At 66.6% G+C, this 15,489-nt stretch carries 15 protein-coding genes and 1 pseudogene; 13 read left to right on the top strand and 3 right to left on the bottom strand.

Annotated features, from left to right (window positions below; genetic code table 11):
- Positions 1-14: 14 nt before the first annotated feature.
- The 4 genes from DID96_RS36235 to DID96_RS36220 all read left to right on the top strand — a co-directional run bounded on the left by DID96_RS36235 (position 15) and on the right by DID96_RS36220 (position 4,689).
- Positions 15-923 carry a class II glutamine amidotransferase gene (locus tag DID96_RS36235; protein WP_124603966.1) on the top strand — a complete coding sequence of 303 codons (909 nt, stop codon included), beginning with the start codon at positions 15-17 and terminating at the stop codon, positions 921-923.
- Complete coding sequence (locus DID96_RS36230) at positions 911-1,600, top strand: protein glxC (RefSeq protein ID WP_124603965.1); 690 nt, start codon at positions 911-913, stop codon at positions 1,598-1,600. Before DID96_RS36235 ends, DID96_RS36230 begins: the two co-directional genes overlap by 13 nt.
- Before the next feature lie 25 nt (positions 1,601-1,625).
- Complete coding sequence (locus tag DID96_RS36225; RefSeq protein ID WP_124603964.1) at positions 1,626-2,987, top strand: FMN-binding glutamate synthase family protein; 1,362 nt, start codon at positions 1,626-1,628, stop codon at positions 2,985-2,987.
- 427 nt (positions 2,988-3,414) lie between these two features.
- The gene (locus DID96_RS36220; RefSeq protein ID WP_124603963.1) at positions 3,415-4,689 is read left to right on the top strand and encodes an acyl-CoA dehydrogenase family protein; all 1,275 of its coding nucleotides are present in this window, start codon (positions 3,415-3,417) and stop codon (positions 4,687-4,689) included.
- 74 nt (positions 4,690-4,763) lie between these two features.
- Here the strand turns inward: DID96_RS36220 and DID96_RS36215 are convergent, their stop codons facing one another.
- The 3 genes from DID96_RS36215 to DID96_RS38580 form a co-directional block, all read right to left on the bottom strand.
- Complete coding sequence (locus tag DID96_RS36215) at positions 4,764-5,894, bottom strand: sigma-54-dependent Fis family transcriptional regulator (protein WP_124603962.1); 1,131 nt, start codon at positions 5,892-5,894, stop codon at positions 4,764-4,766.
- Positions 5,891-7,117, bottom strand: a complete 1,227-nt coding sequence (locus DID96_RS36210; RefSeq protein WP_124603961.1) for an acyl-CoA dehydrogenase family protein — start codon at positions 7,115-7,117, stop codon at positions 5,891-5,893. The genes DID96_RS36215 and DID96_RS36210 overlap by 4 nt, the downstream gene beginning before the upstream one ends.
- Positions 7,118-7,192: 75 nt before the next feature.
- The gene (locus tag DID96_RS38580) at positions 7,193-7,390 is read right to left on the bottom strand and encodes a hypothetical protein (protein WP_185732478.1); all 198 of its coding nucleotides are present in this window, start codon (positions 7,388-7,390) and stop codon (positions 7,193-7,195) included.
- Between the two features lie 221 nt (positions 7,391-7,611).
- On the opposite strand from DID96_RS38580, the gene msuE reads away from it, so the two are divergent.
- The 9 genes and pseudogenes from msuE to DID96_RS36160 form a co-directional block, all read left to right on the top strand.
- Positions 7,612-8,187 (top strand): FMN reductase, encoded by a 576-nt coding sequence (gene msuE, locus DID96_RS36200; protein ID WP_124603959.1) that lies wholly within the window; start codon positions 7,612-7,614, stop codon positions 8,185-8,187.
- Positions 8,188-8,208: 21 nt separating this feature from the next.
- Positions 8,209-9,312 carry a dimethylsulfone monooxygenase SfnG gene (sfnG, locus tag DID96_RS36195; protein WP_124603958.1) on the top strand — a complete coding sequence of 368 codons (1,104 nt, stop codon included), beginning with the start codon at positions 8,209-8,211 and terminating at the stop codon, positions 9,310-9,312.
- Positions 9,309-10,079: an ABC transporter ATP-binding protein gene (locus DID96_RS36190; RefSeq protein WP_124603957.1), complete on the top strand. Its 771-nt coding sequence runs from the start codon at positions 9,309-9,311 to the stop codon at positions 10,077-10,079. The genes sfnG and DID96_RS36190 overlap by 4 nt, the downstream gene beginning before the upstream one ends.
- Before the next feature lie 12 nt (positions 10,080-10,091).
- Entirely contained in the window at positions 10,092-10,973 is an 882-nt protein-coding gene (locus tag DID96_RS36185; RefSeq protein WP_124603956.1) for a branched-chain amino acid ABC transporter permease, read from the top strand.
- Between the two features lie 10 nt (positions 10,974-10,983).
- A complete protein-coding gene (locus tag DID96_RS36180) occupies positions 10,984-12,018 on the top strand; it encodes a branched-chain amino acid ABC transporter permease (RefSeq protein ID WP_124603955.1) in 1,035 nt (344 codons plus the stop codon).
- Positions 12,019-12,071: 53 nt separating this feature from the next.
- A complete protein-coding gene (locus DID96_RS36175; protein WP_185732477.1) occupies positions 12,072-13,433 on the top strand; it encodes an ABC transporter substrate-binding protein in 1,362 nt (453 codons plus the stop codon).
- A 2-nt stretch (positions 13,434-13,435) separates the two neighbouring features.
- Positions 13,436-14,221, top strand: a complete 786-nt coding sequence (locus DID96_RS36170; RefSeq protein WP_124603954.1) for an ABC transporter ATP-binding protein — start codon at positions 13,436-13,438, stop codon at positions 14,219-14,221.
- A gap of 241 nt (positions 14,222-14,462) precedes the next feature.
- The gene (locus tag DID96_RS36165; protein ID WP_124603953.1) at positions 14,463-15,266 is read left to right on the top strand and encodes a transporter substrate-binding domain-containing protein; all 804 of its coding nucleotides are present in this window, start codon (positions 14,463-14,465) and stop codon (positions 15,264-15,266) included.
- Positions 15,263-15,489, top strand: a pseudogene (locus DID96_RS36160) (amino acid ABC transporter permease); the annotation flags it as partial. The gene DID96_RS36165 and the pseudogene DID96_RS36160, both read left to right, overlap by 4 nt.

Raw genomic sequence — 15,489 nt, 5'->3', positions numbered from 1 at the left:
AAGGAGAAAGCAACATGTGCGGAATCGTAGGTTTGCTGGTGAAGACGCCGGCATTGCGCGAGCGGCTCGGCGAACTGATGGTGCCGATGCTGATCGGCATGACGGAGCGCGGCCCGGATTCGGCCGGACTCGCGGTGTTCGGCAAGTCGGTCGATGCAAGCCAGCGCAAGCTGAGCCTGTATTCGGGCTTCACGGATGAAGGCGAGCATTTCCCGTGGGATGTGCTGCTCGACCGGCTGAAGGCGTCCGTCGACGCTGCGGTGCGCGTCGATGCAAAGGGGAACCACGCGGTGCTGACTGTCCATGCGCAGGCCGACACGGTCCGGCACTGGCTGAGCGAGCATTACCCGCACGTGTACGTGCTGTCGGCCGGGCGTTCGATCGACCTGTACAAGGACATCGGCCTGCCCGCGGACATCGCCACGCGTTACGCGTTCGGCGGCCTCAAGGGCTCGCACCTGGTCGGCCATACGCGGATGGCGACCGAGTCGGCGGTGACGCCGGATCGCGCACATCCGTTTACGGCCGGCGAGGATTTCTGTCTCGTCCACAACGGCTCGCTGTCGAACCCTTACGGCGTGCGCCGGAAGCTGGAGCCGAAGGGCATTCACTTCGATACCGACAACGACACCGAGGCGGCGTGCCGCTTCCTCGAATGGCGACTGCGCGAGGGCGACACGCTGCCGGTCGCATTGCAGAAGGGTTTCGAGGAGCTCGACGGCTTCTACACGTTCCTGATGGGGACGCCCACCGAGCTGGCGCTGATTCGCGACCCGTTCGCGTGCAAGCCGGCCGTCGTCGCCGAGAACGACGATTACGTCGCGATTGCGTCGGAGTTCCGCTCGCTCGCGCATCTGCCCGACATCAGGAACGCCAAGGTATTCGAACCCGCACCCGAGGAGATGTACGTATGGAACGCATGACATTCGACCTTGAGCGCGCCACCGTCAGGGACGTCAACCAGTACCTGCACGGCAGCGCGGACGTGCTCGACGGGCAGGCGATCGTCGTGGCCTCGCCGAACGGCGCACACAACATCGCGGTCGGCGTCGATGCCGACGTGACCGTGACGATTGATGGCCACGCCGGCTATTACGCCGGCGGCATGAACAAGCGCGCGACCATCGTCATCGAGGGCAGTGCCGGTACCGGCGTCGCGGAAAACATGATGAGCGGCAAGGTGCACGTGAAGGGCTTCGCGTCGAACGGCGCGGGCGCATCCGCGCACGGCGGGCTGCTTGTGATCGACGGCGATGCCGGGTTGCGTTGCGGCATCTCGCTGAAGGGCGGCGACATCGTCGTCGGCGGTTCGGTCGGCAGCTTCTCCGCATTCATGGCTCAGGCCGGCCGGATGGTGATTTGCGGCGATGCGGGCGATGCGCTCGGCGATTCGTTGTACGAAGCCGTGCTCTACGTGAAGGGCGACGTGAAGTCGCTCGGCGCGGACGCGCAGTACGAGCCGATGGCCGACGCCGACGTCAGCGCCGTCGCGGCGCTGCTCGACGCGGCCGGGCTCGACCACGATCCGCGCGCGTTCAGGCGCATCGCTTCGGCTCGCACGCTCTACCACTGGAACGCCGACGCGAACCAGGAATATTGAATCCACGCTCCATCGAGGCAACGCCATGGAAGTCAAACCCATTCATTTCGCCCGCTTGCAGCAGGAAGAGTCGTCCGGCTACGACCGCAAGACGATCGACTACATCCACACGGCCGCTCAACGCGGGTTGTACGAGATCCGTGGTCTCGGCGCAAAGCGTCGCGTACCGCATTTCGACGATCTGCTGTTCCTCGGCGCGTCGCTGTCGCGCTACCCGCTCGAAGGCTATCGCGAGAAGTGCACGACGCAGACCGTGCTCGGCACGCGCTTCGCAAAGAAGCCCGTCGTGCTCGACATCCCGATCACCGTGGCGGGGATGAGCTTCGGCGCGCTGTCGGCGAACGTCAAGGAAGCGCTCGGCCGCGCAGCGACGGAAGTCGGCACGTCGACGACGACCGGCGACGGCGGGATGACGCAGGAAGAGCGCCGTTCGTCGAAGACGCTCGTCTACCAGTGCCTGCCGTCGCGCTACGGGTTCAATCCCGATGACGTGCGCCGCGCCGATGCGATCGAGGTCGTGATCGGGCAGGGTGCGAAGCCGGGCGGCGGCGGCATGCTGCTCGGGCAGAAGGTCAATCCGCGCGTGGCGTCGATGCGCACGCTGCCGGCGGGCGTCGACCAGCGCTCGGCAAGCCGCCATCCGGACTGGACCGGCCCGGACGATCTCGCGATCAAGATCCAGGAACTGCGCGAGATCACCGACTGGGAAAAGCCGATCTACGTGAAAGTCGGGGCAACACGCACGTTCAACGACGTGAAGCTTGCGGTGCATGCGGGCGCGGACGTGGTCGTGGTCGACGGCATGCAGGGCGGCACGGCGGCGACCCAGACCTGCTTCATCGAGAACGTCGGCATTCCGACACTCGCGGCAGTTCGTCAGGCCGTCGATGCGCTCGAGGAGCTGAACATGAAGGGGCAGGTTCAACTCATCGTATCGGGCGGCATCCGCACCGGTGCGGACGTCGCGAAGGCGCTCGCGCTCGGCGCGGATGCCGTCGCGATCGGCCAGGGGGTCCTGATGGCGCTCGGCTGCAACAGCGAATCCTACTTCCAGGACGGCATGCTGCATTCGGCCGTGGCCGATTACGCGGCACTCCATACATCGCCGGGCTTCTGTCATCACTGCCATACCGGCAAGTGTCCGGTCGGCGTGACGACGCAGGACGCAGTCCTGGAAAAGCGTCTCGAGCCGGAAGAGGGCGCGCGTCGTGTGCGGAACTACCTGAAGACGCTGAACATGGAGCTGACGACCATCGCACGCGCGTGCGGCAAGCAGAACGTGCACCACCTCGAGCGCGAAGATCTCGTCGCGCTGACGGTCGAGGCGGCCGGAATGGCGCGGGTGCCGCTTGCGGGCACGTCGTGGATTCCGGGCGGGCGCGAGTGATTCGGTATTGTCGACCACGAGCGCGAACGCGACGGGCTTGACGTGAGTTCGCACGGCGAGACGGCTTACCATTCCTGAGCGCAGCGTGGCAGCAACGTGCGCCACCATCAGGCATGCTGCATCTCCCTTTGGCTCGCGCGCGCTGCGCGCAGGCACCGTGTGGTGCGCAATGCCGATACCGCGCTGCCGGCCGGAAGGCAGCCGGTCGCATGGCCGGCCGATGCACGTGCATGCGTGCGATCGCGTCGCCGGCAGCACGCTAGCAGCAGGCTGCTGCTGATCCAGCACGCTCTGCGCACGGCGATGCGCTGGCCGCCCGTCCACGCACGCGCGGTGGACGTCGTGCCGCTGGCACGGCTCCTGCTCAATCCCGGTGACCGGGCGGCTCGCTGGCGAGCCGCCGTTCAAACTGAAACCGGGAGCGCATATGACGTCACTGAATCCGCACGAGACGGCCGCAGTAGCGGCAACGATTTCACGCGGCACCGACTACGAAACCCTCGCACAGCGATTTCGTCCGATCTTCGCGCGCATCGCGGAAGGCGCGCTGGAGCGCGAGCACGCGCGCACGCTGCCGCATGAACCGGTCCGCTGGCTGAAGGAAGCCGGCTTCGGCGCGGTGCGCGTGCCGGTCGAGCATGGCGGCGCGGGCGCGTCGATTCCGCAGCTGATCCAGTTGCTGATCGAGCTCGGCGAAGCCGATTCGAACCTGCCGCAGGCGCTGCGCGGCCATTTCGCGTTCGTCGAGGACCGTCTGAACGCGGCGCCGGGGGCGGGCCGCGACGCGTGGTTCCGCCGCTTCGTCGCGGGCGACCTCGTTGGCAACGCATGGACTGAAGTCGGCGCGGTCGCGATCGGCGACGTGATCACACGCGTGTCGCGCGACGGCGAGCGCTGGGTCGTCAACGGCGCGAAGTACTACAGCACGGGCAGCATCTTTGCGGACTGGATCGATGTGTTCGCGCGCCGCGACGACGACGGCCGCGACGTAATCGCGGCCGTGCGCACCGACCAGCCGGGCGTGCGCCGTAGCGACGACTGGACGGGCTTCGGGCAACGCACCACCGGCAGCGGCACGACGACGTTCGACGCCGCGCAGGTCGACGAAGCCGACATCATCGATTTCTCGACGCGCTTCCGCTACCAGACGGCGTTCTACCAGCTCGTGCTGCTCGCGACGATCGCCGGCGCGGGCCGCGCGGCACTGCGCGACATCGCCCGCGAGGTGCGCGCGCGTGAGCGGATCTTCAGCCACGGCAACGCGACGGCGGTGCGCGACGACGCGCAGGTGCAGCAGGTCGTCGGGCAGGTTGCGGCGCGTGTGTTCGCGGCCGAGGCGACCGCCGTGCGTGCCGCGCTGCCCGCGCAGCGCGCGTACGAAGCGAGGTTCGGCGGGGATCCACAGGCCGAGCACGACGCGAACGTTGCCGCCGAGCTCGATTCGGCGCGCGGGCAGATCGCGGTGTCGGACCTCGTGCTGCGCGCGACGACTGAGCTGTTCAATGCGCTCGGCGCGTCGGGCACGAGCGAGGACAAGCGGCTCGATCGCCACTGGCGCAACGTGCGCACTGCGGCGTCACACAATCCCGTCATCTACAAGGAGCGGATCGTCGGTGACTGGGAGATCAACGGCACCGAGCCGCCCTACGTGTGGCAGATCGGCAGCGGCGCGGGCGCGGCGCCGCGCGGCACTGGAGCATGAATGGGCACGTGAGCAGCGCGCATGCCTTCGGTACGACACCCGAAGGCATGCGCGCGGGGCGACCGAGCCGGCGGCTACTTCAGCGCGGTAATCTGGCCGGCACGGATCAGCCGCGCGCGCAGCACGTTGCGGCTGATGCCGAGCAGCTTCGCGGCCTGGATCTGGTTGCGGTGGCTGAACTCGAACGCGACGCGCATCACCGTGTCCTCGATCTGCTCGAACAGGTTCTCGTGAGCTTCGTCGAACAGGCTCCGCAGCGCCTGTTCGAGCGCATCCCGATGGCCGCGCGCGCCGCCCGCCGCGTGTTCGCCGTGGGCTGTACCGCCGGTAGCCGGAATGCCCGACGACGAGAAATGCAGGTCGCTTTCCTGCAGCGAGTCGTGGCGGCTGACCAGTAGCGCGTGGTGGATCACGTTCTCCAGTTCGCGGATGTTGCCGGGCCAAAGGTACGCCTGGAGCCGGCGTTCGGCGCACGGGTCGATGTCGTGCGGCCCGTAGCCGAGGCGGCCGCGGTAGTCCTCGAAGAAGTAGCGGGCAAGCGGCAGGATGTCGCCGGGCCGCTCGCGCAGCGTCGGCACCGCGAGCTGCACGACGTTGAGGCGATAGAACAGGTCGCCGCGGAAGTGCCCGGCCGCCACCGCGTGCTGCAGACGGACGTTGGTCGCGGCTACCACGCGCACGTCGATCGGGATCCCCGTGCGCGAGCCCAGCCGCACGACTTCGCGTTCCTGCAGCACGCGCAGCAGCTTGACCTGCATCGACAGCGGCAGGTCGCCGATCTCGTCGAGAAACAGCGTGCCGCCGTTGGCAGCCTCGAACCAGCCCGGCTTCGCGCTGAACGCGCCCGTGAATGCACCTTTCTCGTGGCCGAACAGCTCGCTCTCGACGAGCGTCTCGGAGAACGCGCCGCAGTTGACGGCCACGAACGGCTTGTCCTTGCGGTGGCTGAGGCTGTGCACGTGGCGCGCGATCAGTTCCTTGCCCGTGCCTGTTTCGCCGATGATCAGCACGTTCGCGTCGCTCGGTGCGACCAGGTGGATGCGCTCGAGCAGTGCGAGCGAACTCGGATCGACGAACACCTGCGCGCGGGCGCGAATCGACGTCGCGAGCGCATGCCGGTTCGGCAGTGTCAGCACGGGCGGGGGCGTGATGTCGGCGTCGGTTTCCACTTCCGCGGGCCACGCATGAGAGGGAGTGTGGGTCATGAGTAGAAACTCGGCGTCGGGTAGGTTTGCTTGAGCGCCCACGCGCCGATCTCGCGGATCTTGTAGGCGATCGGATCGTGAAGCGTGTGGGTGCGCAGATTGCGCCAGTGGCGGTCGAGCCGCAGCGCGCCATGTGTCGCCCGTGCGCCGGCGACGTCGAACATGCGGGTACACAGGTCGAGCCCTGTCTGCGCGGCCGACACCTTGGCGGTGGCCGTGGCGAGCGCGACGCCGCCGCGTTCCGCGTGCGTGAGTGCCGTGTCGCGCGCCCATGCCGCGTCGAGACGGTCGGCCGCCCGGTCGGCGAGCACGCGGGCCGCCTCGAGGCCGATCCAGAATTCGCCGTACTGACCGAGGACGTACGGGTCCTGGTCCGTGTGCGCGACGCCCGAGGCCGGCCACGGGCGCGCCTCGTTCAGCGTGTAGTGGCGCGCGTCGTCGAGCGCGGCTTCGGCGATCCCGAGATAGACGTTCGTGAGCACGAGCTGCGCGATCAGCGGCCGCAGGCACGCGAACGGAGACGACAGCGGGCCCGGGTCCGCGAGCAATTCGTGATGCTCGACGCGCACCTTCTCGAATGTGACCGTCCCGCTGTCGGTCTGCCGCTGGCCGATGTTGTCCCAGTCGTCCGCAATCGAGATTCCGCTGCGCTGCGTCGGCACGGCCGCGACGAGGAACGCGCGGGTCGCGGCGTCGTGTGCGGACACGATCAGCATTTCCGAATCGAGCGCGCCTGAGCAGAAGCTCTTCTGTCCACTGAATTCGCGCCACTCGCCGCGCGTGCGGCTGACCGTGCGCTCGTCGAGCGGATTCAGCGCATTGCCCCAGAACCATTGGTGGCGCGCGGTCTGCTCGAACCACGACTCCCATTGCTCGGACGCGCCGAACAGCCGGACCGTTGCAAGCATCAGGTGATGGAAGCCGAACACGTGCGCGATCGAGCTGTCGGCGGCCGCGAACTGGCGCACGACATCGAGCGTCGTGCGCCAGTTCGCGCCGAGGCCGCCATACGCGGCCGGAACGCTCAATGCGAGCAGCCCGCTGGCGCGCAGCGCATCGCGCTCGGCTTTCGGCGTGCCGCCCAGGCGGTCGCGGTCGGCGGCTGTCTGCGCGAAGCGTGCGGCGAGACGCCCGGCTGTCTGTCGGACCGTTGCTTCGCGCGCCGACGGCTCGGAAGGATCGGGCACGCTGGCCGGACGCGACGGGAGGGAAATTGAGGTCATCGATCGCAGTGTGTTGGGGGGGCCATGCGGCGCGACGGCGCGCGGCGATGTGCTGCTGCCTGATCAGCAAAGTGTTCAATGTTTTGCGGCCGACGAGAAGCATCGATTTCTGATAATCAAAGTCGAATTGCTGCGCAGGCCGCAGCGATGGCGGTTGCCGCCACATGACGGGCCATGCCGCGCCGCAAGAATGCGGCGTGACCAGCAGAACAGGCGTCGCTGCACGAACTTTGTCTTCCGAATCGCGTGTCGCTGCTGGCAGAGCAGCAGCATTTCAGCATTCCTGTTTCCTGGTGTTCATCGCGTCCGGGAATATGGATGTGACGTAGTTTGTCACGCGCTTATTCGGGGCATTTCTGGCCGATTTCCGGTTCGCCGGGCATGGTAGTCGTCAATATTCGGGATGCAGAGCATCCGAAGTGGCATGGCACGCCACTTGCTCATTCGACGCAGAACGTGAACGTTGATGTCGAACGATTTCTGAAGGGAGAGTCATGAGCAAGGTTTACAAGGTCGTGGCCGTGTCCGGTGGATTGCAGCGGCCATCGCGCACACTGGCATTGGTCGAAGCGCTGCTCGCGTCGCTCGGCGACGCGCTGCCGATCGACGTGACGCTGATCGAACTCGGCGAGATTGCGGGGCGCCTGTCGGGCGCGCTGACGCGCGCGCAGCTTCCCGCCGATCTCGAGGCGAAGGTCCGCTCGATCGAAACCGCTGACGCGCTCGTCGTCGCGAGTCCGGTGTTTCGCGCGTCGTACACGGGGCTGTTCAAGCACCTGTTCGATCTCGTTCATCACGACGCGCTGATCGACGTGCCCGTGCTGCTCGCGGCGACGGGCGGCAGCGAGCGCCACGCGCTCGTAATCGATCACCAGCTTCGCCCGCTGTTCAGTTTCTTTCAGGCGCGCACGCTGCCGATCGGCGTGTACGCGTCGGAAGGCGACTTCGCGCACTACGCGATTACCAGCGCGGCGCTGCGCGCGCGCATCTCGCTTGCCATCGAACGCGCTGTGCCGCTGTTGCAGCACGACACCGAATCCGCCGCGGCCGCGCTGGCCGCATCTGCCTGACTTCTTGACCGGGACATTCTCATGAGCCAAGCCAATTCATCCAACGATGCCGTCAAGTTCGCGTACTGGGTGCCGAACGTGAGTGGCGGACTCGTCGTCAGCACGATCGAGCAACGCACCGACTGGAGCCTCGAATACAACCAGAAGCTCGCGCGCGTCGCGGAGGAGGCCGGTTTCGAATACGCGCTGAGCCAGATCCGCTTCACGGCCGGCTATGGCGCGGAATACCAGCACGAGTCGGTGTCGTTCAGCCAGGCGCTGCTGCATGCGACCACGAAGCTCAAGGTGCTCGCGGCGATCCTGCCGGGGCCGTGGCATCCGGCCGTGGTCGCGAAGCAGCTCGCGACGATCGACCATATCTCGAACGGGCGTATCGCGATCAACGTCGTGAGCGGCTGGTTCAAGGGCGAATTCACGGCGATCGGCGAGCCGTGGCTCGAACACGACGAGCGCTATCGCCGCTCGAAGGAATTCATCCAGGCGCTGAAAGGGATCTGGACGCAGGACAACTTCACGTTCAAGGGCGACTTCTACCGCTTCAACGACTACACGCTGAGCCCGAAGCCGGTGCAGAAGCCGCATCCGGAGATCTTTCAGGGTGGCAGCTCGCGCGCGGCGCGCGACAACGCAGCGAGCGTGTCCGACTGGTACTTCACGAACGGCAACACGCCGGAGAACCTGAAGGCGCAGATCGACGATATCCGTGCGAAGGCGGCGGCGAACCACCATCGCGTGCGGATCGGCGTGAACGCGTTCGTGATCGCGCGCGACACCGAGGAAGAGGCGAAGGCCGTGCTCGACGACATCATCCGGCACGCGCACGTCGAAGCCGTGCATGCGTTCGGCGATGCGGTAAAGCAGGCCGGGAAAGCGTCGCCCGAAGGCGAGGGCAACTGGGCGAAGTCGACGTTCGAAGATCTCGTGCAGTACAACGACGGCTTCCGTACGAACCTGATCGGCACGCCGCAGCAGATCGCGGAACGGATCGTCGAGCTGAAGTCGATCGGCGTCGATCTCGTGCTTGCCGGCTTCCTGCATTTCGTCGAAGAAGTCGAGTATTTCGGCAAGCGCGTGCTGCCGCTCGTGCGCGAACTCGAGGCCCGCCGGCAGTTGGCGGCAGCGTGAAGGCGGCGCTGCTGTCGCTCGACGGCATCTCGCTGTCGTTCAAGGGCGTCCAGGCGATCGCGGACGTCAGCTTCGACGTCGCCGCCGGCGAGATCTGCGCGCTCATCGGGCCGAACGGCGCCGGCAAGAGCTCGCTGCTGAACGTGATCAACGGTGTTTACGTGCCGCAGCAGGGGACGATCCGTCTCGGCGGCGACACGTACCGGCGGATGGATCCGTACCGCGCCGCCCATCGCGGCATTGCGCGAACGTTCCAGAACCTCGCGCTGTTTCGCCGCATGAGCGTGTTCGACAACGTGCTCGCCGGCCGCGGGCTGCATCGGCGCAGCACGTGGATCGAGCAGACGCTGCGCGTCGGGCGGGCGTATCGCGACGAAGCCGAGCAGCGCGCGCACGTCGACCGCCTGCTCGACGAACTCGACCTTCAGCGCCACCGCGACAGTGTCGTCGGCACGCTGCCGTACGGGCTGCAGAAGCGCGTCGAGCTGGCCCGCGCGCTGGCGGCTGAACCGCGCCTGCTGCTGCTCGACGAGCCGATGGCTGGCATGAACGGCGAGGAGAAGCGCGCGCTGGCCGACTGCGTGCTGCATTTCAACACGCGCTTCGGCGTGACGGTCGTCCTCATCGAGCACGACATCGGCGTCGTGATGGGGCTGTCGGATCACGTCGTCGTGCTCGACTACGGCCGCAAGATCGCCGACGGCAGGCCGGACGAGGTGCGCGAAAACCCGGACGTGCTGGCCGCGTATCTCGGCCTGCGGCATTGAGGAGACGCAAAGGTGGATTTCTTCCTGGAAGTCGTGATCGGCGGCCTGCTCGCGGGCGTGATGTATTCGCTCGTCGCAATCGGTTTCGTGCTGATCTACAAGGCGTCCGGCGTGTTCAACTACGCGCAGGGCGCGCTCGTGCTGTTCGGCGCGCTCACCTACGTGAGCCTCGTCGAACGCGGCCTGCCGGCGTGGGCAGCGTTCGCGGCCACGCTTGGTGCGCTGGTGGTGATTGCCATCGCGACGGGGCGCTGGGTGCTGCGCCCGCTCGTGAACCGGCCGCCAATCGTGCTGTTCATGGCGACGCTCGGGTTGAGCCTGATCCTCGAAGGCGCCGCACAACTGCTGTGGGGCGCGCAGGTGCACGGCCTCGAGCTCGGCATCGACGACCGGCCGCTGCACGTCGGCGGCGTGATGGTCAGCCGCTTCGACCTGTTCGCGGCGGCCACGGCCAGCGCGCTCGTGATTGCGCTGACGCAACTCGCGAAGCGGTCGCGCTTCGGGCTGTCGCTGCGTGCGATTGCAGACGATCCGCTGGCGGCGCTGTCGGTGGGCGTGCGACTGCCGCGGGTGTGGGCCGCTGTGTGGGCGCTGGCCGGCTTCGTCAGTCTCGTCGCGGGCCTGATGTGGGGCGCGCGGCTCGGCGTCCAGTTCTCGCTGTCGCTGGTGGTGCTGAAGGCGCTGCCGGTGCTGATCATCGGCGGCTTCTCGTCGATCGGTGGCGCGATCGTCGGCGGCCTGCTGGTCGGCGCGAGCGAGAAGCTGGCCGAGGTCTATGCCGGCAGCCTGATCGGCGATGGCATCGGGAACTGGTTCCCGTACGTGCTCGCGATGCTGTTCCTGCTCGCGCGGCCGGACGGGCTGTTTGGCGAACGCCCCGTCGAACGGGTGTGAGGAGGCTGTCATGGATCTGTCCCGTTCCGTCGTCTACATCGGCCGGCACGGCCGGTTGCGCGTGCCCGCGGTGCTCGCGCTCGTGTTGCTGGCGTTCGTCGGCGTGCCGCTGTGGGCGAACGACTACTGGCTCAACGCCATCCTGATTCCGTTTCTCGTGCTGTCGCTCGCCGGCCTCGGGCTCAACTTCGCGACCGGGTATGCGGGCCAGCTCTCGCTCGGATCGGCCGCGTTCATGTCGATCGGCGCGTATGCAACCTACAATCTGCTGGTGCGCGTCCCGGCGATGCCGCTGCCCGTCGCCCTGCTGCTCGGCGGGCTCGTGAGCGCCGCAGCCGGCGTGCTGTTCGGGTTGCCGAGCCTGCGTATCAAGGGCTTCTACCTGATCGTGTCGACGCTTGCTGCCCAGTTTTTCGTTGAGTGGCTGTTCACGCGCGTGAGCTGGTTCTCGAACAACGACAGCTCGGGCGTGCTGAGCGCGCCGCGGCTCGCGATCGGCCAGTGGCGGATCGACACGCCGGCTGCGCGCTATCTGTTCGTGCTGGGCGTCGTGGCCTTGCTGTTCGCGTGCGGCGCGAGCCTCGTGCGCAGCGAGCTGGGCCGCCGCTGGATGGCCGTGCGCGACATGGACACGGCCGCGCGCGTGATCGGCATCCCGATCGCCCGCACGAAGCTGCTGGCGTTCGCGGTGAGCGCGTTCGTGACCGGCATCGCCGGCGCGCTGTGGGCGTTCGTCTACCTCGGCACCGTCGAGCCGCACGGCTTCGACCTGAACCTGTCGTTCCAGATCCTGTTCATCATCATCATCGGCGGGATGGGCAGCATCGCCGGCAATGTTCTCGGGGCAGCGTTCATCGTGCTGCTGCCGATCCTGCTGTCGAACGCCGCGAGCACGCTCGCACATGTCGGCATCGGCGCCGACCAGTTGCAGAACCTGCAGAAGATCCTGTTCGGCACGCTGATCATCGTGTTCCTCGTGAAGGAACCGGACGGACTCGCGCGGCTCGTGCAGACGGCACGGGAGCGCGGGTGGAAGCGGGGTTGAGCCGCGGTGCGGAATCGTTTTTATTTCTTCTTATCAATCAGGAATCCATATATATGAAGCGGAATGAGGTTGGAGAGAGCGTTTCGGCATGGCGGAACCGGGTCGCGTCGATCGGCACGGCCATCGCGCTCGCAACGGTCGCGCTGCCGCAGGCACAGGCGGCTGGCGAGCAGTATTTCCCGCTGCAGAGCTACCGGATCGGCCCGTACGCGGCCGGCGGAAGCGGCTTCTTCGGCGGGTTCATCGACTACATGCAGCTGATCAACGCGCGCGACGGCGGCGTGAACGGCGTCAAGCTGACGTGGAGCGAGTGCGAGACGGAGTACGTGGTCGAGAAGGGTGTCGAATGCTACGAGCGGCTCAAGAAAGGGCTCAACGGCGCGCCGGCGGCGGCGACGAATCCGCTTTCCGTCGGCATCGCGTACGCGACGCTCGACCGCTCGACAGCCGACCGGATCCCGCTCGTGACGATCAATCACGGCCGCACCGATTCGACCGACGGCGCCGTGTTCCCGTATGTGTTCCCGCTGCAGCTCAATCCGTACAGCGAGGTGTCGGCGATCGTGAACTACATCGGCCAGCAGTCGGGCGGCCTCGGCAACCTGAAGGGCAAGAAGATCGTCGTGCTGTATCACGGCTCGCCGTATGGGCGCGAGACGATTCCGGTGCTCGACGTGCTCGCGAAGCGCTACGGTTTCGCGCTGACGCAGATCGAGGTGCCGCATCCGGGCAACGAGCAGGGCTCGCAATGGCTGAAGATCCACCAGATCAATCCTGACTGGGTGATCCTGCGAGGCTGGGGCGTGATGAATCCGGTCGCGCTGAAATCGGCGCAGAAGGTCGGCTATCCGGCGACGCACATCATCGGCAACATCTGGAGCAACTCGGAAGAGGACGTGCGGCCGGCCGGCGACGCCGCGAAGGGCTTCATCTCGATCACGACGCATCCGTCGGGCACCGGCTATCCGGTGCTGCAGGCGATCGACCAGTACGTGACCAAGCCCGGCAACGGCAACCTGAAGGACGCGGCGCGCTTCGGCACCGTGTACTACAACCTCGGCGTCGTGAACGGCATCCTCAACGTCGAGGCCATTCGGGTCGCGCAGCGCAAGTTCGGCAACAAGCCGTTGACGGGCGAGCAGGTGCGCTGGGGCTTCGAGCACCTCGATCTCGACGACGCGCGGCTGAAACAGCTCGGTGCGCTGGGGCTTGTACAGCCGCTCAAGCTGTCGTGCGCCGATCACGAGGGCGGCGGCGCGGTGCGCTTCCAGCAGTGGGACGGCAGGCAGTGGAACGTGATCAGCAGTTGGGTGCAGGCCGATCGCGCGTCGCTGCGGCCGATCATCGAGAAATCCGCGCTCGCCTACGCGAAGGAAAAGGGCATCACACCGCGCGACTGCGCGAAGGAGCTGTGACGATGGCCGCGACCCCGATCCTGCAGGTCGACGACCTCGCGGTAACGTATAGCGAGATCATTCCGGCGTTGCGGGGCGTGTCGCTCGCCGTGCCCGACGGCGCGATCGTTGCGCTGCTGGGCGGCAACGGTGCGGGCAAGACCACGACGCTGCGCACCGTGTCGGGCTTGGTGCGGGCCGAGCGCGGAGCGGTGACGGCCGGCCGGATCGCTTTTCGCGGCGGCGACGTCACGCATGCGGAGCCGTGGACGCTCGTCGAGCGCGGCCTCGTGCAAGTGCTCGAAGGGCGACGCTGCTTCGCGCAACTGACCGTCGAGCAGAACCTGCGGATCGGCGCGTTCGTGCGGCGGCCGCGGCGCGCGGAGATCGAGGCCGGCCTCGAGCGGATCTACGCGATTTTTCCGCGCTTGAAAACGCGCCGTCATGCGTTGGCCGGCTACACGTCGGGTGGCGAGCAGCAGATGGTGGCGATAGGCCGCGCGCTGATGGCGGAACCGACGGTCGTGCTGCTCGACGAGCCGTCGATGGGGCTCGCACCGCAGGTCGTGGAAGAGATCTTCGAGACGATCGCGGCGCTGAATCGCAACGAGCGCGTGAGCTTCCTGCTCGCCGAGCAGAACGCGGCGATCGCGCTGCGTCATGCGACGTACGGCTACGTGCTGGAAGGTGGCCGTGTTGCGACGCAGGGCACGGCGGCCGAGCTGTCCGGGCTCGATACGTTGCGGGATGCGTATCTCGGCGGCAACCCGACGGACTATGCGGTGCGGCGCGTTGGCAATGCGGCGTGAGATCTGCTTGGTACCGTCACGGGAACCAATCGATTCATTGCGTCTTCGGGCCGTCACGGCGGCCTGCGAATGCCCCGGCCGGTTTACTCATCCTTACGCCCAAGGTCTCGCTCATATCGCTCAACAGGATATTCATCTCAAAAATAACCATTTGGTACAGGCAGCGTGAACGGCTAAAGTCGTGCCTCCAATCTCCGGCTGCAACGCCGGCCGTTCCGATATCACGCCTGAAGCTTGCCAAATGAACCGGTTGACGCATTTCCCGATCCGCGCTGCAGCGGTCGCGCTGTTCACGCTTACCGCTGCCACCGCCACTTTTTCAGCCCAACCGACGTTGCGCGTCGGTATCGACGCCGAGTCATATCCGCCGTTCTTTTCGAAAGATGCAAGCGGCAAATGGAACGGGTGGGAAATCGATGTTCTCAATGCCACCTGCAGCAAGCTGAACGTGCGCTGCGAACTGACCGACATCGCGTGGGACGGGCTGATTCCGTCGCTGCAGAACGGCAAGATCGACGTAATCTGGTCGTCGATGACGATCACCGGCGAGCGCCAGAAGGCGATCGATTTCAGTCGCGCGTACTACGAATCGCCGACCGTGTTTGTCGGCGCGAAGAACGACCGGCACAAGGTCGACTGTGCGGTGCCAGCGAGCTTCAAGGGTCGCGTGATCGGCGTCGAGGCCGGCACGAATTTCTCTGCATTCCTCGATGCCCGCTTCAAGCGCGACGCGCAGGTCAAGTCGTTCGACAAGTTCGATAACGCGCTTGCCGATCTCGTGTCCGGCCGCGTCGATTACGTTCAGGAAGCGAAAGGACTGTTCACCGCATTCCTGTCGTCGCCAGACGGCAAGGACTTCGAGATCAAGGCCGCCTGCGCCGACGACCCGGTGCTTGGCCTCGGGATCGGTGCTGGCGTGCGACGCGGCGACGCGCTGCGCGGCAAGCTGTCCACCGCAATCGCGCAACTGCAGAAGGACGGCACGTGGGATGCGATCACTGCGCGCTATCCGAAACTGCAGGGCACGATCGAAAAGGGCCGGTGAGTCTCATATCGATGGAAGGTTCGCTGCTTGGCCTGCTGAGTTTCGGCGACGGTGGCTACGGCCGCGCGTTCGCGAATGCACTCGCGCTGACGGTCGGCGTTGCGGCGTCATCGTTCGCCATCGGTACGCTGCTCGGCCTCACGGGCGCGCTCGCGAAGCTATCGGAATACGCGCCGCTGGAATGGCTGGGCCGGCTCTATACGACACTCGTACGCGCGCTGCC

It is taken from the genome of Burkholderia sp. Bp8963 (assembly GCF_003854275.1).
In the GTDB taxonomy this organism is placed as follows: Bacteria; Pseudomonadota; Gammaproteobacteria; order Burkholderiales; family Burkholderiaceae; genus Burkholderia.
This window is presented reverse-complemented; position numbering and strand designations above follow the sequence as displayed.